The organism is Paraburkholderia sp. BGA-UO-ETr-F21, from assembly GCF_059567925.1.
On the sequence record NZ_JCAQOY010000039.1, the window covers coordinates 1 to 21,201 of the forward strand.

20 protein-coding genes are annotated in these 21,201 nt (G+C 63.8%); 12 read left to right on the top strand and 8 right to left on the bottom strand.

The annotated features are described in order from the left end of the window. The coding region (locus AC57B1_RS29465; protein ID WP_496419776.1) for a transposase at positions 1–178 on the top strand (178 nt) is incomplete at its 5' end. A gap of 94 nt (positions 179–272) precedes the next feature. Here the strand turns inward: AC57B1_RS29465 and AC57B1_RS29470 are convergent. Beyond that, on the bottom strand, positions 273–815 hold the full coding sequence (locus tag AC57B1_RS29470; RefSeq protein WP_496419793.1) for a hypothetical protein: 543 nt from the start codon (positions 813–815) through the stop codon (positions 273–275). Between the two features lie 340 nt (positions 816–1,155). On the opposite strand from AC57B1_RS29470, the gene AC57B1_RS29475 reads away from it, so the two are divergent. After that, positions 1,156–1,440: a hypothetical protein gene (locus AC57B1_RS29475; RefSeq protein ID WP_091805353.1), complete on the top strand. Its 285-nt coding sequence runs from the start codon at positions 1,156–1,158 to the stop codon at positions 1,438–1,440. After that, complete coding sequence (locus AC57B1_RS29480) at positions 1,440–1,721, top strand: DUF6723 family protein (RefSeq protein ID WP_496419448.1); 282 nt, start codon at positions 1,440–1,442, stop codon at positions 1,719–1,721. Before AC57B1_RS29475 ends, AC57B1_RS29480 begins: the two co-directional genes overlap by 1 nt. A gap of 168 nt (positions 1,722–1,889) precedes the next feature. Here the strand turns inward: AC57B1_RS29480 and AC57B1_RS29485 are convergent, their stop codons facing one another. Continuing rightward, positions 1,890–2,096 carry a hypothetical protein gene (locus tag AC57B1_RS29485; RefSeq protein ID WP_091805358.1) on the bottom strand — a complete coding sequence of 69 codons (207 nt, stop codon included), beginning with the start codon at positions 2,094–2,096 and terminating at the stop codon, positions 1,890–1,892. 366 nt (positions 2,097–2,462) lie between these two features. On the opposite strand from AC57B1_RS29485, the gene AC57B1_RS29490 reads away from it, so the two are divergent. Next, positions 2,463–3,017, top strand: a complete 555-nt coding sequence (locus AC57B1_RS29490; protein WP_496419449.1) for an NADPH-dependent FMN reductase — start codon at positions 2,463–2,465, stop codon at positions 3,015–3,017. A 97-nt stretch (positions 3,018–3,114) separates the two neighbouring features. Here the strand turns inward: AC57B1_RS29490 and AC57B1_RS29495 are convergent, their stop codons facing one another. Together AC57B1_RS29495 and AC57B1_RS29500 are read right to left on the bottom strand one after the other, a co-directional pair. Beyond that, on the bottom strand, positions 3,115–4,125 hold the full coding sequence (locus AC57B1_RS29495; protein WP_496419450.1) for a hypothetical protein: 1,011 nt from the start codon (positions 4,123–4,125) through the stop codon (positions 3,115–3,117). A gap of 226 nt (positions 4,126–4,351) precedes the next feature. Further along, positions 4,352–6,643 carry a hybrid sensor histidine kinase/response regulator family protein gene (locus AC57B1_RS29500; RefSeq protein WP_496419451.1) on the bottom strand — a complete coding sequence of 764 codons (2,292 nt, stop codon included), beginning with the start codon at positions 6,641–6,643 and terminating at the stop codon, positions 4,352–4,354. 709 nt (positions 6,644–7,352) lie between these two features. Between AC57B1_RS29500 and AC57B1_RS29505 the strand changes: the two genes are divergently transcribed. From AC57B1_RS29505 to AC57B1_RS29535, 7 genes are all read left to right on the top strand, one after another. Next, on the top strand, positions 7,353–7,721 hold the full coding sequence (locus AC57B1_RS29505) for a response regulator (RefSeq protein WP_408187339.1): 369 nt from the start codon (positions 7,353–7,355) through the stop codon (positions 7,719–7,721). Then, positions 7,714–8,337 carry a chemotaxis protein CheC gene (locus AC57B1_RS29510; protein ID WP_091805369.1) on the top strand — a complete coding sequence of 208 codons (624 nt, stop codon included), beginning with the start codon at positions 7,714–7,716 and terminating at the stop codon, positions 8,335–8,337. Before AC57B1_RS29505 ends, AC57B1_RS29510 begins: the two co-directional genes overlap by 8 nt. Further along, on the top strand, positions 8,334–9,272 hold the full coding sequence (locus AC57B1_RS29515; RefSeq protein ID WP_091805372.1) for a sensor domain-containing diguanylate cyclase: 939 nt from the start codon (positions 8,334–8,336) through the stop codon (positions 9,270–9,272). Before AC57B1_RS29510 ends, AC57B1_RS29515 begins: the two co-directional genes overlap by 4 nt. A 272-nt stretch (positions 9,273–9,544) precedes the next feature. Continuing rightward, positions 9,545–10,393 (top strand): presqualene diphosphate synthase HpnD, encoded by an 849-nt coding sequence (gene hpnD, locus AC57B1_RS29520; RefSeq protein WP_496419452.1) that lies wholly within the window; start codon positions 9,545–9,547, stop codon positions 10,391–10,393. Positions 10,394–10,397: 4 nt separating this feature from the next. Further along, positions 10,398–11,666: a hydroxysqualene dehydroxylase HpnE gene (gene hpnE / locus AC57B1_RS29525; protein ID WP_408187338.1), complete on the top strand. Its 1,269-nt coding sequence runs from the start codon at positions 10,398–10,400 to the stop codon at positions 11,664–11,666. After that, on the top strand, positions 11,663–13,681 hold the full coding sequence (shc, locus tag AC57B1_RS29530) for a squalene--hopene cyclase (RefSeq protein ID WP_496419453.1): 2,019 nt from the start codon (positions 11,663–11,665) through the stop codon (positions 13,679–13,681). The genes hpnE and shc overlap by 4 nt, the downstream gene beginning before the upstream one ends. Positions 13,682–13,684: 3 nt before the next feature. Beyond that, positions 13,685–14,416 carry a phosphorylase gene (locus tag AC57B1_RS29535; protein ID WP_408352269.1) on the top strand — a complete coding sequence of 244 codons (732 nt, stop codon included), beginning with the start codon at positions 13,685–13,687 and terminating at the stop codon, positions 14,414–14,416. A gap of 70 nt (positions 14,417–14,486) precedes the next feature. Here the strand turns inward: AC57B1_RS29535 and AC57B1_RS29540 are convergent, their stop codons facing one another. After that, entirely contained in the window at positions 14,487–15,503 is a 1,017-nt protein-coding gene (locus tag AC57B1_RS29540; RefSeq protein ID WP_496419454.1) for an MlaA family lipoprotein, read from the bottom strand. A 2-nt stretch (positions 15,504–15,505) separates the two neighbouring features. Further along, complete coding sequence (gene hpnN / locus AC57B1_RS29545; RefSeq protein ID WP_496419455.1) at positions 15,506–18,121, bottom strand: hopanoid transporter HpnN; 2,616 nt, start codon at positions 18,119–18,121, stop codon at positions 15,506–15,508. 212 nt (positions 18,122–18,333) lie between these two features. Here hpnN and AC57B1_RS29550 point away from each other — a divergent pair, with 212 nt between their 5' ends. Then, positions 18,334–18,939 (top strand): MlaC/ttg2D family ABC transporter substrate-binding protein, encoded by a 606-nt coding sequence (locus AC57B1_RS29550; protein ID WP_408187333.1) that lies wholly within the window; start codon positions 18,334–18,336, stop codon positions 18,937–18,939. Positions 18,940–19,088: 149 nt separating this feature from the next. Here AC57B1_RS29550 and hpnH read toward each other — a convergent pair whose 3' ends face one another. Continuing rightward, positions 19,089–20,243: an adenosyl-hopene transferase HpnH gene (gene hpnH / locus AC57B1_RS29555; protein WP_007178622.1), complete on the bottom strand. Its 1,155-nt coding sequence runs from the start codon at positions 20,241–20,243 to the stop codon at positions 19,089–19,091. Positions 20,244–20,253: 10 nt separating this feature from the next. Further along, on the bottom strand, positions 20,254–21,198 hold the full coding sequence (gene ispH / locus AC57B1_RS29560; RefSeq protein WP_091805398.1) for a 4-hydroxy-3-methylbut-2-enyl diphosphate reductase: 945 nt from the start codon (positions 21,196–21,198) through the stop codon (positions 20,254–20,256). Between the last annotated feature and the right edge of the window lie 3 nt (positions 21,199–21,201).

Genomic DNA, 21,201 nt, shown 5'->3' on the forward strand with positions numbered 1-21,201 from the left:
GGGCTTCGTGCTGCTGCCCCGGCGGTGGGTGGTCGAGCGCAGCTTTGGCTGGCTCAACCGTTTCCGCCGTCTCGCACGTGATTATGAACGGCTGCCCGAAACCCTTGCAGGACTTCATTTCGTGGTCTTCGCAATGCTCATGCTCGTTCACGCAGTGCCAGTACTTCAAAGTGCCTAACACGCTCTAAGCGCACCTTTCCGTGGAACTCACCACGGAATTCTTCCGGATTATTTCATTATTCAAGAAATTGTCTTCCTGTCTTCGCTGTTTGTCAGCGGACGCTGAATCGATATTCTTCACTCCATCGATCGCACTTGATCGCGAACCAAACGCTGAAGAGGAGTCGTACCATGAAACGCATTTTTTCCGTCCTGATCGCTTCCGTTGCCCTGTTTGCTGCCGCTTCCGGCGCAGCGCACGCTGCCGCCCCGGCACAGTGCAACGGACCGGCTTCGTATTGCAACGTGTTTTTCGGCAACTGATCGGTCGAAATCCCGTAGCACGCGAGAAAGGGCGCCCACAGTGGCGCCCTTTGTTCGTCTGGATATCTCTGGACCCATACAGCGTGTAACAGCACCAGCAGCAGCACCAGCAGCAGCACCAGCAGCAGCACCAGCAGCAGCACCAGCACCAGCAGCAGCAGCACCAGCAGCAGCACCAGCAGCAGCACCAGCAGCAGCAGCAGCAGCAGCAGCAGCAGCAGCACCAGCAGCACCAGCAGCACCAGCAGCACCAGCAGCACCAGCAGCACCAGCAGCACCAGCAGCACCAGCAGCACCAGCAGCACCAGCAGCACCAGCAGCAGCACCAGCAAACAATACACGGCACTCCGAAGCAACACTTGGGCCTGGCGCGCAAATGCGTGTAACGCTCACCCTACTAACGTGTTACAGTGGGTCAACAGCTTGCAGTTCTCCTGCGCGTACTGCGCAGTCCCTGTCGCAAACGCCTCGCATCAGAGCGCCCCGATCAAAACGGGGTCCCCTTCCTCCTACATAGCTCTACGGTGTCGTCAACCCGGCCTGACTGAAACGGTCGTTTTTCGCGTGCATCGTCGATCAATATCACGTTTCGTGGATCTGCCGCGATCTGCGGGGCCTTGCGCCCGGCAAAGACGCCCCGTTCGACGAAAGCCCTCACCGGAGACGAGCACCATGAGCAATACGATCAGAAGTTACCGAGGTCTTGAGATTTATCCGCTGGTCTATGCGCATCAGCCTAGCGGTCTCGATGGCGCCCGCCACTACGACTCCGGCTTCGACGCCGCCGTACGAATCTGCCGACGCGGCACCGACGACACGATGACCAGCAGTCGCGTGTTCCGCGTGCCGAGCCGTTCGCCGTTCGGCGCGGCAGGCGACGCGCGTATTGCGTCGGCCAGTTACGCGGAGCAGGTCATCGACGGCATGGTTGCCGGTCAGTCGATTGCCGGCCTCTGATGCGCGCGCCAATGGCAAGTCAGATTTCCAGGCGCGCGCAGCGCGCGATTCTTCCGGCCCTTAATGGCCGCGCGAACTATCAGGTGACGGCGTCGTCGCGCCGTACCTCGAGCGGTACGGTGCCGACGCTGAAAGTGATCCGCTTGAGCGACGAGCGGGTGATTTACCCATTTCAGGGGCACGCTGACATGCCCTTTTTTGACGACGCCGACGCGGCGCAGTTGTTTGCCGAGACTTACGGTTGGCAACTGGTGGATGGCGACATCGCGGTCCCGGAGTAATTGCGTTTCACCCGATCGATCCGTATTAAAACGTCGCGCTGACTACTGCTTTGCAACTGCGCTGACGCGCCATTTCTCTGCGACGGCAATTTGCGGCGCAAAGGGAGCCGGCAAAATCATCGGCCCCGGCGCCACGCGTGGCGCCCGCTGATCAGCGGCTTGAGGCGATTAGATCTTCCCTCCGCCGTCCATTCCGCTACCGCGCCGCCATACTTCCTTGCCGCGTTCGGACAATTCACCGCTGCTGTGAAGGGCGTCCGCTTCCGTACCCTCGACGGCCATCTCGCCGCCCGGCTGTTCCTGTGCCTTCTGCTTGACTTTCTTGCGAGCAGCTACCGCTTCGTCGTGCGACTTTCCTGCGTAATTCAGACTCATGGCTCGACCCTCCAAAGAGTAAATTCGCTCATGTGCCGCGTGCGTTACCGGTCATTTGTGCCGGACATTGCGCGTTTCAGACTCGCGCGACGACCGCAAACAGCCGTTTGCCTCAAAAATTCCTAGACCGAAAGCGCGCTTGATTGACAAGGCAAAAGTACCACTTATCCACAAGGTTATTCAGTGAATCTGTGGATAACTTTTCGTGGACTAGGGTTATCCACCGGCAAAAACGCGGTTGTACCGCCCCCAATAGCCGTGGACAAGCATTTTGGCGTCCGCCGTCGCGGCCCACCCGGCTTTTGCCTATGATGGACAACTCGTACCCTTTGCGCCCACGGGCACCACACCAGAAGGAAGCGAATCATGGCCTATCACATTGCAGTCGTCGTCGGCAGTTTGCGCCGCGAATCGTTCAACCGGCAGTTGGCGCAGGCGGTGGTTTCGCTGGCGCCAGCCGACTTCACCTTCGAATTCATCGACATCGGCTCGTTGCCTCTCTACAGTCAGGACTACGACGCCGACTATCCCGAAGCCGGCAAGCAGTTGAAGCAGCGCGTGGAAGCCGCCAACGGACTGCTATTCGTCACTCCCGAGTACAACCGGTCCATCCCCGGCGTACTGAAGAACGCGCTCGATTGGGGTTCGCGTCCGTGGGGCACCAATTCCTGGGGCAACAAACCGGGCGCGGTAATCGGCACGTCGGTTGGCGCGACGGGCTCCGCGCTGGCGCAACAGCATTTGCGCAATGTGCTGGCGTATCTCGATGTCGCGACCTTGGGCCAACCCGAGGTGTTTATCAAGCATGACCCCGCTGTCATCAACGAAAAAGGCGAGATCCTGAACGACGGCACGCGTAAATTCCTGCAAACTTTCGTCGACCACTACGTTGCGTGGGTCAAGCTGCACGCGGCAGCGTGACGCGATCACGATGCTGACGATCGAAGCGATCGGATCACGCTGAATACGGGGGCAATGCGGTCAGCCCACCGCATTGCCGCTACGCGCGCTGCCACGTTCACACGTGGTGATGCCCCGTCACCCGCTCCCAGCCATGACGCACGGCCATCTTGAAGCGCTCCCATGTGCTGTCCGGCGAGGTCGTTTCCCAATGGCGTCGTGCTTCGGGCTCCACGTCGTCCCACGGCTGGTCGCGAAAACGCGCGTCTCTGCCGATTTCCGCGCCGTAGCGATAGGCGGGCACGTAGTCTTCATAACGGGCGTTTTCGGTCGCGTACTGCTCGTCGTAGTGCGCGCGAAAATCTTCCTCATCCTCCAGATATTCGTTCGGCATCTGGCCGCCTAAACCCGCTGTCGGTTGGCCCGCTTCCGAGACGACTTCAGACGGTTGCATAACCGCGCCGGAACCCGGCATCGACCCAGCGGCGACCGCGCTACGCCCCACGTCGCCGACCAACGGATCCCGTACCGGCTCGTTGACCGGATCGATCAACGGCCGCTCGCCGAGCGGCGGCGGCACGAACGGTTCTGCGTCCGTGCTGCCTGGCGGCACGGTGTACAGGGGATCAGCGGTCGTGGCAGGCCGGTCGGCTATACCCGCGGCTGGGGCCGACACATTCGGTGTACGCGGCGTGCCCGGCGTCATCGCGCCGATGCCGAGTTCATCGAGGACAGAATGCTCGCGCCCGGATTCCGTCTGCGTATCCCAATCCGGCGCGCGTTCGCCGATGTCGGCCGCGCCCAGTCTCGCGAACGTAGTGCGAGCCAGATCCGCATGCGCTTCGCTTGCCGCGTTGACGCATACCAGCACCGCGCCGCGGCGCACAGCCTCGGCGTAGCGCGCGGTCTCCGGTGCGCGTGGACCACTGGCGAAGAGGCTCGACAGAAAGCGCTCGATGTTCGCCAGCATGCCCGAACCAGCGACTTCGTCAGTTGCGGAGCCGACGGAGGGTTCCGGATTCGCCTGCAACTCGATGGTTTCGCGTGCAAAGCCGGTCTGAACAAGCGTGTCGCGGGCGGCTTCCGCTTGAGAATAGGTGTCGAATAAACCAATCACTGTGTGTTGCATGGCTTGTCTCCCGACGTGGTTAGGCGGAACGGACGACGCGCAAACGCACCGCCCTCCCTGCTTCGTTACGCCGCAACGATCATGCCGGGTCCAGGCGACGGAGCCGCGCGCCCTTTGCGGCCTACTCGCACGCGGTCGGCCACGCAAAAAAGCGCGACATCCGCTGCCGCGCTTTTACAACATCAGGTAAAGGTCAAATCTTGCCGATCGCCCGTCAGCGCGAGCCTTACTGCGCCGGATGCGCTGCCGGATCGGCGCCCGTTTGCGTCAGATCGTGCTGGATACCTTGCAGGAGTTTCTCCAGTAAACCGATATCGAAAGGCTTGGAGAGCACCCGCACGTTGACGTGGCGCGCGCGATCGAGCTCCTCCGCATAGCCGGTGACCAGAATAACGGGCAGTTTGGTGTCGAATGCGAGTACCGCCTCGGCCAGATCAATGCCGTTCATGGTGCCCGGCATATGGATGTCGGATAACACCAGATCGAACGGCAGCGGTTCGCCCGTGCGTGCTCGCCGTGCGTGGGCATCGTCGAACAGGCGTAGTGCGGTGTCGGCGTTGAAGACGCACGTGACCTGATGACCCATCATCTGCAGAAGGGCTTCGGTGCCCGCGGCCACTTCCTCGTTGTCCTCGACCAGCAAAATGCGCAGGCCCTGAGGCGTGCCGCTGACCTCCGCGCTGGCTTCAGGCGGCACCTCGGAATCCGGTGCCGCCGTGGCGCGTGGCAGATAGAGCCGCACCGAAGTGCCGGCGCCGACAGCGCTGTCGATCGCGGCGAGGCCGCCGGAACGCTCGCAGAACGCGAAAACCTGCGGTAAGCCGAGGCCCGTGCCCATGCCGTTCGGCTTGGTCGTGAAAAGCGGCTCAAAGGCGCGCGCGAGTACCTCAGGCGCCATCCCCGCCCCGGTGTCTTCGAGCGACAACTGTACGAAGTCGCCGGTGAGCGGAAAGCCATCGGCGGGACGGAAATGGATATTGGTGGCTCGCACCGTGAAGCGTCCGCCGCTCGGCATGGCGTCGCGCGCGTTCACGGCAATGTTGATGAGCGCGAGTTCCAGTTCCGCGACGTCGACGCACATGGGCCAGATTTCGACGCCGATATCGATAACCAGCGACACCTTCGCGCCGAGCGACGCGCGCAGCAACTCGCGACACGCCGGCAGCCAGCGTTCGAGTGACAGGGTCTCGTTACTTAACGGCTGCTTGCGCGCTACGCCGAGCAATTGACGGGTAAGCGACTGACCGCTCTTGAGCGCCCGTTCCATCGCCGACAATTCGCGGTCGAGTCCGGTGGCGCCGCGTCGCCGTGCAATCTGCACGTTGGCCGAGAGGATCATCAGCAGGTTGTTGAAATCGTGCGCGACGCTGCCGACCAGGGTGCCGAGCGCTTCCATCTTGCGCGACTGACGATACGTCGACTCGATCGAGCGGCGCATCGACGCTTCGGCCTGCCAGCGCTCCCACGCTTGCTCCTCGGCGCCAAGCCGGCGCAGCGACAACCAGATCACGCACCATAGAGCGATGGAGGGCGTGAACATCGACAGGATGAGCACGCCGAGGTGCCGATACCACGCGGCCCAGATCGCCGAAGCACGATACCCGCACACCACGTACACGGGATACGAACCAACGTGACGGAACGCCAGAATCAGATTTTCGCCGTCGACGTTCGAGTACATGCGTACGACGCCTGCGCGCCGTCCTTGCGCGAGGGCTTCGGCTAAAGGCGTTTGCGACGCCATGGCGGAAGGTTCGCGCGGCGCGCGTGGATAGTGCGCGAGCATCGCGCCATCCACGCGCACGAGGCTCATGGTCATCGCCGTGCCATTGCCGCTGCCGTTGCCACCGAGCAATTCGCGGTAGAACGCGTCGAAATAGCTAGGCCGCAGCGCGACGGAAACCACGCCGTCGAACGAGCCGTCCGCGCCGGTTCGTTCGACGCCCATGTTGAACACCTGTTCGCCGGCGACATGCCCGGTCATGACCTTTGAGACATGCTCGAGGCTTTTACCGTCGCGAATGCCCTTGAAATCCTCGCGCTCGCCGATCGATACGGCCGGCGACGGAAGATAGCGGCTGCTAACGAGCAAGGCGCCATCGCGCCCGAAAATCGACACGGCGGCCACCTGCGGATAGCCGCCGCCCATCACGCGCAATTTCTCGTGAATAGCCGCTTCGCGGGCGCGAATGCCGTTGTCGTCCAGGCCGCTGGTCAGATCGACGATGCGCGAGTTGAGCGTCTCATTCATGTCGAACACTTTCAGCGCGTGTTCTTCCGCGACGCGCACCGTGCGCAGGGTCATGTCGGTGGCTTCGGCCTCGCGCGTGCGCAGATCGCTGATTGCCATGGCCCCAACATACAGACATGGCAAAACGATTGCCGCGATCAGCAGTGCGATCAGCGTAATGCGTCGCACCTGGAAGTTTTGCTCCGGCACGGCGGGGAATAACGCCCCATCCTGCCGTCCCGGGGGAAGGCGGCTCGCGGATGACGGGTCGAACCGGTCTTGTGTCATGTCGATTGTACGAAGGTCTTTCGGAATGCGGAGGCCGGGAGTCGGCATCATACGAGAAGCATAGACTCAGCGCGGCGGTAGAAGTTACCGCAGCGGATGGGCCGCTTCGGACTCGGTATCCTCCGTATCGAGCCGCAACTCAATCGTCTGATTTTTGAAACAGCGACGAATTAGGAAGCGCAAACGTACACAAAAGGATAAAAACGATCGAATACGGTCGGAATCTATACATATATTTTCTTGAATTGTATTTCATGGGAAAATCTCTTTAATGAAAGTGAAATTGGCGAGTTGCTTTTCCGCGGTTTTACTTCGAGAATCGGCACCATGATAAAAATGCGTCCGCTACGTTCGGACGCATCTGCCGCGGGGCACCCAGCCGCACCATGCGTACCACGCGTGGCGGAAGGCGTTCGCGGAGTCACGCGCGCGGCAAAGACCAGCCCATCCACGCAGGCCGCGCAGATTCATCTACGGGGTAGGCTTCGAACATGCCGGTCATCGCCGTTGTCCACCGTGCGCGTACGCTTTCATGCGTGCCCACCGGTTCTGTCCATTACGCCTCGCCGGGCGCACCACCCGTTCGCCCGCATTCCGCACTTCAGCAAGCCTCAGCGCACTGTGCCGCTGGCCAACAGACGTCACGCTAAAGAACTCACCTCGCTTCGCCGTTAACGCGAAAGAGCTAATTCCGCTTTCCGACCCGCCCATGCCTTTGCCTATTGTGATCGCCGATGATTCGTTGCTTGCCCGCAAAGTGCTCACCAAGGCATTGCCGCCGGATTGGGAGGTCGACGTGTCTTACGCATCGAACGGGCGCGAAGCGCTCGATCTGTATCGCCAAGGCAAAGCGTCGGTGATGTTCCTCGACCTGACCATGCCGGACATGACCGGTTATCAGGTGCTTGAAGCATTGCAGCATGAGGATCTGAACACCTTCGTCATCGTCGTCTCCGCCGATGTTCAACCGGTGGCCCAGCAGCGCGTGCGCGCGCTCGGCGCTGCCGCGTTCATCGCCAAGCCCGTGACGCCCCAGGCGGTACTACCTATCCTCAAGGAGTACGGGTTGTATGTCTGAGCCAGTCCTCACCGAAGATCAGCGCGACGCGCTGCAAGAGGTCGCCAATCTGGCGATGGGCCAAGCCGCGACACGTCTTGCCCGGCTGCTCGATGCGTTTATCGAATTGTCGGTGCCGCGCGTGAAGGTGGTGGCGGTCGGCGAAGCGGCGCAGGCGATGCGGGAGATGACCGGGATCGAGGACACCGTGAGCGCGGTGCGCCAGGGCTTTCGCTCCGACATCAAGGGCGAGGCGTTGGTGATCTGCCGCAGCGACAGCATCGAGCAACTCTGTTCGCTCGTCAGCGATCCGTACTCGCGCTCGGCCTACGAGGCGGTGAGCCAGAAAGAACTGGTGTTCGACGTCGCGAATGTGCTGACCGGCGCATGCGTGTCGTGCATTCTCGACCAGCTCGGCCGCACGCCGGTGTTCTCCGCGCCGGGCCTGCTCGGCGAAGCCATGACGCTCGACGCGGTCTTCCAGCCGGGTGTGCTGCAGTGGGAGGTCGCGTTGCTGGTCGAAGTGAATTTCGCGCTCGAGGACCAGAGCTTTCGCGCCCACCTCGTGATGCTGATGGCCGAAGAATCCATTCGCCACATGAACGGAGCGCTCGACGCGCTGCTGTCGAGCCTATGAATGTGCCCGTGGACTCGTTGAGCGATCTGGTGGTCGAACGTGTCGGGTTCGGCATTTTCGTGCTGGATCGCGACATGAACGTGCTCATGTGGAACCGCTTCATGCAGGACCACAGCGGACTATTGCCGGAACAGGTGGTCGGCAAGTCGCTGTTCACGCATTTTCCGGAATTGCCGCGCGTGTGGTTGGCGCGCAAGATCGAGAGCGTCTTTCAGCTCGGCAGCTTTGCGTTCAGCTCGTGGGAGCAACGCCCTTATCTCTTCAAGTTCGACCACGACCGGCCAATCACCGGGGGCGTCGATTTCATGCAGCAGGACTGCACGTTCATGCCGCTCATGCGCGAGCGCGAAGTGGTGGCCGTGTGCGTGACCATTAGCGACGTGACGCACGTGAGCATCGTGCAGCGCGAACGCGAAGAAGCGGTCGCGAAGCTGCAGGAATATGCCGACCGCGACGGCCTGACGGGGATCGCCAACCGTCGGTTCTTCGAAACGCGCCTGCGCGACGAATACACGCGCTGGCAGCGCTACGGCGGCGATATGTCGGTGCTGCTGTTCGATCTCGACCACTTCAAGAAGATCAACGACCAGTTCGGCCACGGCGTCGGCGACACGGTGTTGCGCGTGATGGCGCAACGCGTCGCCGAGGTAGTGCGCGCGCAGGACACCTTCGGGCGCTTCGGCGGCGAGGAGTTCGCCTTGCTACTGCCGTGCACGCCGCTCGACGACGCGATGCGCGTGGCGGAAAAGATCCGCTGCACGATCGCCGACACGCCGGTCGAAGTGCAGGGCACGAGCGTGCCGGTGACGGCGAGCGTCGGCGGCGCGTCGGCGCGTGCGGGCGTGCCTTCGTACGACGTGCTCATCAACGAAGCCGACGCGGCGCTCTACAGCGCCAAGCGGCAAGGGCGCAATCGGTCGGTTGCCTTCGTCTGACGCCGCACGGCGGCGCTGTTCCGCCTCGCCAGAGGCGCCGCGCGGCCCTAGGGTAGGTCGCCGGGCGCGCCGCCTTGCCGGCTTCAGGCCCGCTTCCGACCCTGTATTCGCTGGCAGCACTGCGGCATCTTACAAAGATTGATATACTTTTCGCCGTTTCCGGCCTCCCAGCCGGGTGTTTCGCGCGTGTCCGCGCGCGCGTGCCGTCTGCCTTGCGGGCCGGCATAAACTTCTTGAACGCCTTTCAGCGGGCGCCTCCAGCGGAGATCGTCTTGGCTGTTTCCAATCTTGTCGTGGACGATACAGAAATCGACGCCGCTGCCGCCACGTCCGGCAGCTCGTTCTACCTCGCCATGCGCATTCTGCCGGCCGCGCAGCGCGACGCGATGTATCAGGTCTACGCTTTCTGCCGCGCTGTCGACGATATCGCCGACAGCGACATGCCGCGCGCCGAGCGCGCCGCCGCGCTCGAGCGCTGGCGTGCCGATATCGACGCGTGCTATGCCGGCGCGCCACGTGCTTCGTTGCGCGCGCTGACGCGGCACATTCATACGTTTCACCTGCAACGCGAAGATTTTCACGCCATGATCGACGGCATGGCGATGGACGCCGCCGCCGACATCTGCGCGCCCGATGAAGCCACGCTCGACCTCTATTGCGACCGCGTCGCGAGTGCGGCGGGCCGTCTATCGGTGAGGATATTCGGGATGGACGAAGAGCCGGGCCGAGTGCTTGCTCACCATCTGGGCCGCGCGCTTCAGCTCACCAACATCCTGCGCGATATCGACGAAGACGCCGGCATCAACCGCTGCTATCTGCCGCACGAATTGCTGGCGCGCGAAGGCATTGCGGTGACAAACCCCACGCAGATCGCCGACGACCCGTCGCTGCCGCGCGTGTGCGCAACGCTCGCCGAGCGGGCCAAGCAACACTTTGCCGCGTCCGACGCGATCATGGACCGCGAGCCGCGCAACCAGGTGCGCGCGCCGCGCATCATGTCGGGCGTGTATCGCGTCCTGCTCGAGCGGACGCTCGAGCGAGGCTTCGACATTCCGCGCACGAAGGTCCGCAAGCCGAAGCTCCGCATGCTGTGGATCGTCGCGCGTTACGCGCTCTTGTGAGCTGATGCAAAAGCTCGTACATGTGGTCGGCGCAGGCCTTGCCGGCCTCGCCGCCGCAGTGCAGCTGCAGCGGCGAGGCGCGCACGTCGTGCTGCATGAAGCGGCTGCCCAGGCGGGCGGCCGTTGCCGGACGTATTACGACTCCAAGCTAGGCGCGACGCTCGACAGCGGCAATCACATGGTCCTGTCGGGCAACGTCGCGACGCTCAACTACACGCGGGCGATCGGCGCCGCCGACGAACTGGCCGGCCCGGCGCAGCCCGAGTTTCCGTTCGTGGATCTGGCCACGCGGGCGCGCTGGACCGTGCGCCTCTCGCCGGGACGCTTGCCGTGGTGGATCTTCGACGCGAACGCGCGCGTGCCGAACACCGGGCCGGGCGACTACCTGGCGCTCGTACCGCTGCTGTTCGCCAAGCCCGGGCGCAGCGTCGCGCAGACCATGCGTTGCAGCGGCCCGTTGTGGGATCGCCTGCTGCGCCCGCTGTTTCACGCCATGCTGAACGTCGAGCCACGCGAAGCGTCGGCGGAACTGACCGGCGCCATGGTGCGGCAGACCGTGATGGCCGGCGGCCTTGCGTGCCGGCCGCTGGTCGCGCGCAACGGTCTTGGCAGCGCGTTCGTGGATCCGGCGTTGCGGCTGCTGCAGCATGGCGGCGCGGCAATCCGGCTGGGCTCGCGTCTGGAAGAAGTGGTTTTCGCCGCCGACAACCGCCGCGTACAAGCGCTGAAATTCGCCGGCGAAAGCATTGCGCTCGAAGCGAAGCACGCGGTGATTCTCGCGGTGCCGCCGGAGACCGCACGCGCGCTCGTACCCGGTTTGCGCGCGCCGACGCGCTTTGCGGCGAGCGTCAACGTGCATTTCGCGATCGATCCGCCGTTTGGTTTGCCGCTGGTCACCGGGCTGCTCAGCGGCACGGCCGAATGGCTGTTCGCTTTCGACGGCCGCCTGTCGGTGACCGTCAACGGCGCCGAGCAGCTGCTCGATACGCCGCATGAAGCACTCGCGGCCACCGTCTGGGCTGAAGTGGCTCAGGCGGCCAATTTGCCTGCCGCACCGATGCCGGCCTGGCAAGTGGTCGTGGAAAAACGCGCGACATTCGCCGCGCTGCCGGATCAGGAAACGCTGCGGCCCGGCACGCGCACTCGCTGGAACAACCTGATGCTCGCGGGCGACTGGACGGCCACCGGCCTGCCCGCGACGATTGAAGGCGCGATCCGCTCCGGCCAGAAGGCCGCGGATACGTTGCTGAATGAACCGATGGAACGCCGATGACCGATTTATCCCAAACCCAGCCGCTGGACGCCGTCCTGTCCGAAGTCGCCGACGCGCCCGCGCCGGCCGTTGCGGGCGAAGCGTCCGCCGCCTCGCTCGACGCCGCCATCTCGCGCGCAACGGACGCGATTCTCGCCGCGCAAAAGCCGGACGGCCACTGGGTCTACGAACTCGAAGCCGACGCGACGATTCCCGCCGAATACGTGCTGTTGGTCCACTATCTCGGCGAAACGCCGAACGTGGAGCTGGAGCAGAAGATCGCACGCTATCTGCGCCGCATCCAGTTGGCCGACGGCGGTTGGCCGCTCTTTACCGACGGCGCGCTCGACATCAGCGCGAGCGTCAAGGCGTACTTCGCACTGAAGATGATCGGCGACCCGGCGGATGCCGAGCACATGGTCCGCGCACGCGAGGCGATTCTCGCCCATGGCGGCGCCGAAGCCGTGAACGTCTTCACGCGGATTCTGCTTGCGCTGTTCGGCGTGGTGTCGTGGCGCGCCGTGCCGATGATGCCCGTGGAGATCATGCTGCTGCCCGTGTGGTTCCCGTTCCATCTGTCGAAGGTGTCGTACTGGGCGCGTACCGTGATCGTGCCGCTGCTCGTGCTCAACGCGAAGCGGCCGGTCGCGCGCAACCCGCGCCGCGTGCGCATCGACGAGCTGTTCCGCGGCGCGCCGGTCAACACCGGCCCGCGCGATCGGGCGCCGCATCAGCATGCCGGCTGGTTCCGGTTCTTCAGCGGCGTGGACGTGCTGCTGCGCGCGGTCGACGGCCTGTTCCCGAAAGCCACGCGCGAGCGCGCGGTGCGCCAGGCGGTGGCCTTCGTCGATGAACGCCTGAACGGCGAAGACGGGCTCGGCGCGATTTTCCCGGCCATGGCGAACTCGGTGATGATGTACGACGTGCTCGGTTATCCGGCCGATCACCCGAATCGCGCGATCGCTCGCCAATCGATCGACAAGCTGCTCGTCATCAAGGATGACGAAGCATATTGTCAGCCGTGTCTGTCGCCGGTATGGGACACCTCGCTCGCGGCGCACGCGCTGCTCGAAACCGGCGAGGCGCATGCCGAGCAGGCCGCCGAGCGCGGGCTCGCGTGGCTGCGTCCGCTGCAGATTCTCGACGTGCGCGGCGACTGGATTTCGCGTCGCCCGAATGTGCGGCCGGGCGGTTGGGCATTCCAGTACAACAACGACTACTACCCGGACGTCGACGACACGGCGGTGGTCGTCATGGCGATGCATCGCTCGGCGGGGATCACGCAATCCGGCGTCGATCGCGAAGCCATCGCGCGGGCGCGCGAATGGGTGGTCGGCATGCAGAGCAGCGACGGCGGCTGGGGTGCGTTCGAGCCGGAAAACACGCAGTACTACCTGAACAACATTCCGTTCTCCGATCACGGCGCCTTGCTCGATCCGCCCACCGCGGACGTCTCCGGCCGCTGTCTGTCGATGCTCGCTCAACTCGGCGAATTGCCGCAAAGCAGCGAGCCGGCGCAGCGCGCGTTCGCCTACATGTTGAAGGAGCAGGAATCGGATGGCAGCTGGTATGGCCGCTGGGGCTTGAACTACATCTACGGCACGTGGACCGCGCTGTGCTCGCTGAACGCAGCCGGCATGCCGCACGACGACCCGCGAATGAAGCGCGCCGCGCAATGGCTCCTGTCGATCCAGAACGAAGACGGCGGCTGGGGCGAGGGCGGTGAGAGCTACAAGCTCGACTACCACGGCTACGAGCGCGCGCCGAGCACGGCTTCGCAAACCGCGTGGGCTCTCATGGGCTTGATGGCGGCAGGCGAGGTCAATCACGAAGCGGTGGCGCGCGGCGTCGCGTATTTGCAGCGAGAACAGCGCGAGCATGGCTTGTGGGACGAAACGCGTTTCACCGCGACCGGTTTTCCGCGCGTCTTTTATCTGCGTTACCACGGCTACCGTAAGTTCTTCCCGTTGTGGGCGCTGGCGCGCTTCCGTCATCTGAAGCGCAACGGTCTCACGCGCGTCGCGGTCGGGATGTAACGGATGCCACTTTCGACCACTCCGTCAGCGGATGGCCGCCGCAGTCCTTTGCCGGTGATCGTGGTGACGGGCATGGCCTTCGAGGCGCGAATCGCTCGCGGCGAAGGCGTGGAAGTCGTCTATGCGGCGCGCGCCGATCTGCTGGAGCGTGCGTTGAGTGCGGCGGTCGCGCGCGGCTGTTCGGGCATTGTGAGTTTCGGTACGGCGGGCGGTTTGGCGCCGGATCTGGAGCCGGGCGCACTGATCGTCGCGGATGCTGTCGAGGGGCCGTTTGGGCGGCTCCAGACCGATCGTCCATGGGCGGACAGGCTCGCGGCCGCGCTGGCGGCCGGTCCGCGCGCGGCGCGTGTGCGCCGCGGCCTCATGGCGGCCGTCACCGCGCCTTTGGTGAGCGCGGGCGACAAGGACGTGCTGCATCGCACGAACGGCGCGCTGGCGGTGGATATGGAGTCGCATATTGCCGGCGCGAAAGCTGCCGCGCATGGTGTGCCGTTCGCCGTTTGCCGGGCGGTTGTCGATCCGGCGTGGCGCACGCTGCCATCCGCGGCCACTGCTGGCCTGCGCGATGACGGCAGCACCGCGCTCGCGCCGATTCTGCGGGAGTTGCTGCGACAGCCGTCGCAGCTCGGCGCACTGATCCAGGTTGCCATCGACGCGCGGGCGGCGCGCATTTCCCTGGTCGAGGCACGGCGCGCGATGAGCGAGGCCGGGGCGCTGCGGATGGCGATCGCCTGAAAGAGCCCCGTCAATTGGGTGCCGCGCGAGTGTCAGTCTAAATCGCGGCACCGTTCCGAACTTCCAGTCTCTATTGCGTCACCGGTGCCGACGCCGGCTGCGTGCTGCCGGCCGGCGGCGCGGCGGGCAGCGTCGGCGCGGCCGGGTCTGAAGCGCCGGTGGGTGCGGCGGAAGGTGCGCTCGGCGTGGAGCCTGCTGCGCCGCTCGCAGGCGTGTCGCCCGGATCGGAGTAGTTGGGCACGCCCGCCGGGGCGCCGGTAGCGGCGCCTGAGGCTGCGTTCGGCGCTTCCGCCGCGTCGCCCGGATCGGCGTAATTCGGCAGGGCACCTGCCGCCGGCGCGCCGGCTGCGGGCACCGACGAAGCGCCGGAATCCCCCTGATCGTCATAGTTCGGCAGCGGCGCGCCGTTGTCGCTCGTGCCACGCAGACGCGAACGGCGTTGCTGCGTATAGGCGTCGCGCACGAACGAGTACTTGTCCAGCGCGGCCTGTTGCAGCAGGTCCGACGCGCCCAGCAGGTCGGAACGCACGCTCACGAACTGCAGCAAGTACAGCGGATTGCGCACCGCCGGCTCCATGTAGTTCAGCGGGTTGAACTTCACGTCGACGATCAGCCCCATGCTGTCACGCACCGAGCTCGGGCCGAACAGCGGCAGGACCAGATACGGGCCCGACGGAATACCCCAGTGACCGAGCGTCAGCCCGAAATCCTGATGGTGCTTGGGCAGGCCGGCAGGCGTCGCCCAATCGAGCAGGCCACCCAGACCGAAGGTCGAGTTGAACGCGAAACGGACGATGTCCTCGGTCGCGTCGGTGATCTTCAACTGCAACAGCGCGTTCGCCGCGTTGGTCAGATCGCCCAGATTCGAGAAGAAGTTGCTCACCGCCGTGCGCAACGGCTGCGGCGTCACCTTCTGATACCCCTTCGCCACCGGAACGGCGACGTAGCGGTCCAAGCCATCGTTGAAACTGAATACCGCGCGGTTCACCGGTTCGAACGGGTCGCCGGGTTTGCGGTCGGGGCCGGTGGCGCAGCCTGAAATCAAACCGGTGGCGACGAGTGCCAGCGCGGCGTTACGCAGCTTCATGCTTATATTCCTTTTTGCTTCGCGCGACGTGCGCGCGGCTTACCCATCAGCACGGGTTGAAAAACCACTGCGCCGATTAACGTGCAGAACAACGAGAGCGCCAACAGGCGCCCCATGCTCGATGTACCCGGATGGTGCGACAGCCACAGGCTGCCGAATGCCGTTGCCGTGGTCGCCGCGCTGAATAGCACGGCGTGCGTCAGGCTCGACTGCAGGAGACTGGTTTGACCATGGCGCCACGCCATCACGAAGTAAATCTTGAATGCCACGCCGACCCCGAGCATCAGCGGCAGCGCGATGATATTCGCGAAGTTCAGCGGCATGCCGAATACCACGCACAGTTCGAGCGTCACGAGCGCAGAGACCAGCAGCGGCACCAGCGTGCGCAACATGTCGCTGACGCGCCGCAGTGCGATCCACAGCAGGATCGCAATCGACACGAGCGCGTACGCGGCGGCCTGCAGGAACGCCTTGATGATGGTGTCGGCCGAATGGAGGATCGAAATCGGCCCGCCGATCGCGCCTGGCTCCGCCTTCTTCACCGCATGGGCGAAGCGGGCGAGCATGGCGTCGTCGTTCGGATCGGTGCCGGGCTTCACCTTCGGTGAGATGTCGACGAGCGCGCGGCCGTCCTTGGATACCCAGCCTGCGGAGATTTCCTTGGGCAGGTTCTCGCGCGTGATTTCAGTTGGCTGCAGCAAGTTGGCCAATTGGCTCAGCGCGATGCGCAGCGTACCGGACATCGCGGTTTCGGCGCGGTCGCGCGTGGCGGCATCGGCGGCGGCCAGCTTCTGTAGTGTGGCCGATAGATGCTTGGCTTCGGCGGCGCCTGGGCCTGGGTGATCGTCGGCGGCGAGCGAGAGCTGGTTCGACGCGCGCTTGAGCGCGGCGACGCGCACCGCGTCCGTTGCCTGCTGCGCGGGCTGCTGCTGCAGCGCGGGCAACAGTTGCTGCGCGGCGCTCGCAATCAGCATCAGCTTCTGCTGCTGGTCGGCGGGAACGAAGGTGTCGAGCGTGTTGACGCGACCCACTTCCGGCAACGCGCGCAGACGCGTGGCCATGCGGTCGGCGTCGGCGAGCGAGGGCGCCAGCACATGCACGTTGTTGACCGCGGCTTCAGGAGAATCCTTCAGCGACAACAGCGTCGCCATCGACTCCGTGTGCGGATCCTTCAGATGAAGCGGATTGAAGTCGAAGCGCAAATGCGTGAGCAACGGTGTGGCGCCGATCACGACGATCAGCGTGCCGATCAGCACAGGCTTGCGATGGCGATCGAGGAAATCGTCGACGGGCGCGAGCTGCTTGAAGCCCGGCGAAGCGGCTTCACCCGGCGGATTGAAGAGCTTCAGCAGGGCCGGCAGCAGCGTCATGTTGGTGAAGTACGCGACGAACATGCCGACGCCCGCGATTTCGCCCAACTCGGACACGCCGCGGTAAGCCGTCGGCAGGAACGAGAAGAAGCTCAGCGCAACGGCCACCGCCGCGAGCGTGAGCGGCACGCCAATGCTGTGGGACGTATGCATGAGGGCGGCGGACAGGCGGTCGTCGCGATTGCGCTCCTCGCGATACTTGACGCCGAACTGCACACCGAAATCGACGCCGAGCCCGACGAACAGCACCATGAAGGCGACCGAAATCATATTGAGCGCGCCGACCATCAGCAGGCCGAGCGCCGCGGTAATGGCGAGCCCGACGAACAGCGTGATGAACACGGCAATGATCATGCGGCCCGAGCGCAGCGCCAGCCACAAAATGATCAGCACGACGATAAAGGTGCCGATGCCGTTGAGCACCGCGCCGTCCTGGACCGAAGCGAATTCTTCGTCAGCGAGCGGCTGTTCGCCGGTCAGACGAACCGTAGCGCCGTAGCGCGCGTCGAGGTGCAGCGCGGCGGCGGTGTCGCGGATCGACTTCGACGCCGTTGCGCCCGGCTCCAGCGCGTCGTAGTTCACGACCGGTTGCACCACCACGAAGGCGCGCGCCGGATCGGTGGCCGCGCTCTTGTCGACCAGCGCGCGCCACGAGAAGGCGGCCGGCTGGCCGGCCAGCACACGGTCGAGCGTGGTCGCGCTTTGCGTCAGCAGATGGCTCATGTCGCCGAGCTTTACCTGACCGATCTGAAGCGGCAGCAACAGGCTCGTGGTGAGCGTGCCGGCGAGGCCGGTCAGGCTCGGATCGTGCGCGAGGGCGTTGACCAGCGGGCGCGACTGGACGAGTTGCGAGGTGGTCGACATCACCTCGTCGGTTGACGGAAACAGCAGGCCGTTATGTTCGAAGAAAGCGCCGCCGGCCGGCTGCGAAACCGCCACGAACTCCTTGGAATCGGCCTTGAGCGCGGCGGTCAGAGCCTGCGCGGCGGCGTCGGCGAATTCCGGCGCGCGCGCTTCCACGACCACCAGCACGGTTTCGCCGCGATCGGGAAAGGCCTTGTCCATGGCGTGGTCGAGCGCCGACCATTCCTTGTCGGTCTCGATGAGACGGCTGATGTCCGTGTTGATCTTGAAGTTATGAGCAACGTAGAAGCCGCTCAAAACGGCGAGCACGAACGACACCGCGACGATCCGCAGTGGATGACGCACTGAATAGGCGACGAGACGGACAATAGATGACTTCAGCATGTAGGCGAACTTGGCCTTATCACGGGTGTTGTTTTTGACGAAAGTGCACAAGTATACAGAGCCGGAGCGATCAGGCTCGTGTTCGCTAGCAAGTACGGCTCCCGGCGGGTGCTTTGGGGCGGGAACGCAATGTCGGTATACTGGTCTATCCTGCTTACGCCGCGTGCTCGCGAGCCCGGCGGCGCTTTCTTCTTTCAGGTTCTGTCGAGCGTATGAAACGTTATCTGTCTGCTTTTCTGGCCGCGGCCGTTGTCTCCACCGCGGCCTATGCGCAAAGCGCACCCGATGCGGTAGTAAAAAGTGCCGTCGAGGGCACGGTGGCCGCAATGAAGGCTGACCCGCAAGCGCGCGGCGGCGACATGGGGAAGATCACCCAGCTCGTTCAGTCGCGCTTCCTGCCGGCCACCGACTTTCAACGCACCACGCGCATCGCGGTGGGCAAGGCGTGGAGCACCGCAACGCCCGAACAGCAAAAGCAACTCTACGAGCAGTTTACGCTGCTGCTCACGCGCACTTATGCTGCGTCGCTCTCGCAACTGCGTGATCAGGACGTGAAGTTCAATTTCTTGCCGATCACCGTGCCGGCGGGAGCCAAAGACGTCGTTGTGCAATCGCACGTGCTCAGCAATGGCGGCGACGACGCGATCGACTATCGCATGACCAAAGATCCCGCTGGCTGGAAGGTCTACGACATCAACATGATGGGCGCCTGGCTGATCCAGGTGTATCAGACGCAATTCGCCGATCAGATTGCCAAAGGCGGCATAGACGGGCTGATCAAGTTTCTGACCGCGCACAACGCGCGCAGCGCGGGGTAACGATTGACTGCCTCGTGAGGCATGACGCACGAGGTAAGAGGCACAAGGCAAGTGGTACGGGCGTAAAAAAAGCGCGGTGGCTATCAAACCACCGCGCTTTTTTTTGAATTCGCGATCACAGGTGGCGCGAAACTGCCGCCACCGGCCGCTTAGTGTGCTGCTGTAGCCGTCTGCACTTTCTTGCCCTTGCCGGACACCTTGATCTCTTCCAGCTTGATCTCGACATGGCGGGAGAAGACATACTCGGCCGGACGTTGCTTATCCAGAGGAATGTCCTTCGTGAAAGCGCCCGACGTCTTCGGTCCGCGCAGGCTGACCTTCAGCGCCTTCAGCGGATGCGCCACCGTATCCATCACGGCGGTCGCTTCGAAACCGCAGTGAACCATGCAGTCAGCGCACTTCTCGTAGTTGCCCGTGCCGTACTTTTCCCACTGCGTGGTTTCCATCAGTTCCTTGAAGGTCTTTACGTAACCTTCGCCGACCAGATAGCACGGCTTTTGCCAGCCGAACACGGTACGTGCCGGGTTGCCCCACGGCGTGCACTCGTACGTCTGATTGCCGGCCAGGAAGTCGAGGAACATGCCCGACTGGCTGAACGACCAGTTCTTGCCATTGTTGCCGCGCTTGAAAATCTCGCGGAACAGTTGCTTGGTCTTGTCGCGGTTCAGGAAGTGCTGCTGATCCGGCGCGCGCTCATACGCGTAACCCGGCGAGACGGTGATACCGTCCACGCCCATCGGGCCCAGCGTGTCGAAGAATGCGGCAACCCGTTCCGGCACGGCGTCGTTGAACAACGTGCAGTTGATGTTCACGCGGAAACCGCGGCGCTTTGCTTCCTTGATGGCGGCGACAGCCTTGTCGTACACGCCTTCCTGCGACACCGAGTGATCGTGCGCCTGCTGATCGCCGTCGAGGTGAACCGACCACACGAAGTACGGATTCGGCTCGTAGTCGTCCATCTTCTTTTCCATCAGCAGCGCGTTCGTGCACAGGTACACGAACTTCTTGCGCGCGATGATGCCCTTCACGATCTGCGGCATTTCCTTGTGCAACAGCGGTTCGCCGCCTGCGATCGACACCACCGGTGCGCCGCACTCGTCGACGGCGCCGAGGCATTCTTCCAGCGACAGACGCTGATTCAGGATGGGATCCGGATAGTCGATCTTGCCGCAGCCATTGCAGGCGAGGTTGCAGCGGAACAGGGGCTCCAGCATCAGGGCGAGCGGATAGCGTTTATTGCCGGAGAGATGCTGACGCATGATGTATGCGCCGACCCGGACTTTCTGTAGCAGCGGAATAGACAAAAGGTCCTCCTTAAACTTCGCGTGCGGCGAGTGGTTGCATCAGTTTCGATGGCAACTTGAATTCGACTTTCTCTTCACGGCCCGCCATCGTCGTGACATCGACAGGCCCCAATGCGCTCAGCGCATCGATTACGTTCTTCACCATCTCTTCCGGCGCCGAAGCACCGGCCGTGATGCCGACGGTCTGCACGTTCGCAAACCATTCCGGCTTCACTTCCGAACCGTCGGCGACGAGATAACTCGCCACGCCGCTTTCGCTGCCGATCTCGCGCAGCCGGTTCGAGTTCGAACTATTGGTTGCGCCCACCACCAGCAGCACCTCCACCTCTTTGCTCAACTCGCGCACCGCCGCCTGGCGGTTTTGGGTGGCATAGCAGATGTCGCGCGTATCGGGACCGACGATGTCGGAGAAACGGTTCATCAAGGCGTCGATGATGCCACGCGTATCGTCCACCGACAGCGTGGTTTGCGTGACATACGCGAGCGGCGTATCGAGCGGCAGGTCCAGCGTTTCGACCTCGGCCTCACTCTGCACCAGCAGCACTTTGCCCGGAATCTGGCCGATCGTGCCTTCCACTTCCGGATGACCGGCGTGGCCGATCAGAATCAGCGTGCGGCCGGCGCCGACATATTGGCGACCCTGCACATGCACTTTGGTGACCAGCGGGCAGGTTGCGTCGAGCACGTCGAGACCGCGCGCTTCGGCGTCACGCTCGACGGTTTGGGCAACGCCGTGGGCGCTGAAAATCGCCACGGCGCCTTGCGGCACTTCGTCGAGCTCTTCGACGAAGCGCGCGCCTTTCTGGCGAAGATTGTCGACCACGTGACGATTGTGAACGATCTCGTGGCGGACATACACGGGTGCGCCGTGTTGTTGTAACGCGCGATCGACGATCTCGATTGCACGTACAACGCCCGCACAAAAGCCGCGGGGTTGAGCAAGGATGACTCGCATAAG

Excerpts from the sequence above, each read along its gene's own strand:
- AC57B1_RS29475 (WP_091805353.1), top strand. The coding sequence starts at position 1,156 with ATGAGCAATACGATCAGAAGTTACCGAGGTCTTGAGATTTATCCGCTG.
- AC57B1_RS29480 (WP_496419448.1), top strand. The coding sequence starts at position 1,440 with ATGCGCGCGCCAATGGCAAGTCAGATTTCCAGGCGCGCGCAGCGCGCG.
- AC57B1_RS29485 (WP_091805358.1), bottom strand. The coding sequence starts at position 2,096 with ATGAGTCTGAATTACGCAGGAAAGTCGCACGACGAAGCGGTAGCTGCT.
- AC57B1_RS29490 (WP_496419449.1), top strand. The coding sequence starts at position 2,463 with ATGGCCTATCACATTGCAGTCGTCGTCGGCAGTTTGCGCCGCGAATCG.
- AC57B1_RS29495 (WP_496419450.1), bottom strand. The coding sequence starts at position 4,125 with ATGCAACACACAGTGATTGGTTTATTCGACACCTATTCTCAAGCGGAA.
- AC57B1_RS29500 (WP_496419451.1), bottom strand. The coding sequence starts at position 6,643 with ATGACACAAGACCGGTTCGACCCGTCATCCGCGAGCCGCCTTCCCCCG.
- AC57B1_RS29505 (WP_408187339.1), top strand. The coding sequence starts at position 7,353 with ATGCCTTTGCCTATTGTGATCGCCGATGATTCGTTGCTTGCCCGCAAA.
- AC57B1_RS29510 (WP_091805369.1), top strand. The coding sequence starts at position 7,714 with ATGTCTGAGCCAGTCCTCACCGAAGATCAGCGCGACGCGCTGCAAGAG.
- AC57B1_RS29515 (WP_091805372.1), top strand. The coding sequence starts at position 8,334 with ATGAATGTGCCCGTGGACTCGTTGAGCGATCTGGTGGTCGAACGTGTC.
- hpnE (WP_408187338.1), top strand. The coding sequence starts at position 10,398 with ATGCAAAAGCTCGTACATGTGGTCGGCGCAGGCCTTGCCGGCCTCGCC.
- shc (WP_496419453.1), top strand. The coding sequence starts at position 11,663 with ATGACCGATTTATCCCAAACCCAGCCGCTGGACGCCGTCCTGTCCGAA.
- AC57B1_RS29535 (WP_408352269.1), top strand. The coding sequence starts at position 13,685 with ATGCCACTTTCGACCACTCCGTCAGCGGATGGCCGCCGCAGTCCTTTG.
- AC57B1_RS29540 (WP_496419454.1), bottom strand. The coding sequence starts at position 15,503 with ATGAAGCTGCGTAACGCCGCGCTGGCACTCGTCGCCACCGGTTTGATT.
- hpnN (WP_496419455.1), bottom strand. The coding sequence starts at position 18,121 with ATGCTGAAGTCATCTATTGTCCGTCTCGTCGCCTATTCAGTGCGTCAT.
- AC57B1_RS29550 (WP_408187333.1), top strand. The coding sequence starts at position 18,334 with ATGAAACGTTATCTGTCTGCTTTTCTGGCCGCGGCCGTTGTCTCCACC.
- ispH (WP_091805398.1), bottom strand. The coding sequence starts at position 21,198 with ATGCGAGTCATCCTTGCTCAACCCCGCGGCTTTTGTGCGGGCGTTGTA.